The 605-nt window shown below is 37.0% G+C and carries 2 protein-coding genes; both read right to left on the bottom strand.

Annotated features, from left to right (window positions below; translation table 11 throughout):
• On the bottom strand, positions 1 to 252 hold a 252-nt coding region (ytxJ, locus tag V7147_RS09900; protein WP_335367689.1), incomplete at its 3' end, for a bacillithiol system redox-active protein YtxJ.
• A 13-nt stretch (positions 253 to 265) separates the two neighbouring features.
• Positions 266 to 605, bottom strand: a 340-nt coding sequence (locus V7147_RS09895) for a YtxH domain-containing protein (RefSeq protein WP_335367688.1), incomplete at its 5' end; no start/stop codon positions are given.

Genomic DNA, 605 nt, shown 5'->3' with positions numbered 1-605 from the left:
AAAAAGAAGTGCCTGTGGTGATTCATGCTTAATTCCAAATTGTTCCGCGATATGGTTAGAAAGTTCTCTTGCTTCTTGAACATAAAGATAATAAGTTGGTACATTTACATTTTCAGCAACAAATTGCTCATACTCATCAAATGCAGCTTTACTGATTGGGCATGTTAGACTATGTTTAATTAAAATAAATTTATTTTCTTTTTCGAGGACTTGGCTAAATTCCTCGATGGTTTCGACCTTTGTTTTCCCCATGTTTCCATCTCTCCTAATAATTCGTTGTTTGTGTATTATTTTCTGCGTCTGTTAAGGCTTTCTGTGCTTCAGCAAGTTTTTCTTGGAATAATTCATCATTTTTAGGTTGATCTCCACCTGCAGCTTCTGAAGTTGTAGCCGTAGATGCAGTCGCTTCTGGTTCTTGGCTGTCTTGCCCTAAGTCAGGCTCATTTTGCCCGGCAGAGGCTTTTAAATCTTTTACTTTTGTTAAAATTTGATTAGACTGCTCAGAAATTGTTTTAGATAGTGAATTTGTTTTTTCCTTCACGACAGAGGCTTGGTCATTAATCTGTCTGCGTAAATCCTGACCAGTTTTCTGTGCTAGGAAAAGC

Origin of the sequence: Bacillus sp. JJ1521, from assembly GCF_036965165.1 — a bacterium.
In the GTDB taxonomy this organism is placed as follows: domain Bacteria; phylum Bacillota; class Bacilli; order Bacillales; family Bacillaceae_L; genus Ferdinandcohnia.
This window is presented reverse-complemented; position numbering and strand designations above follow the sequence as displayed.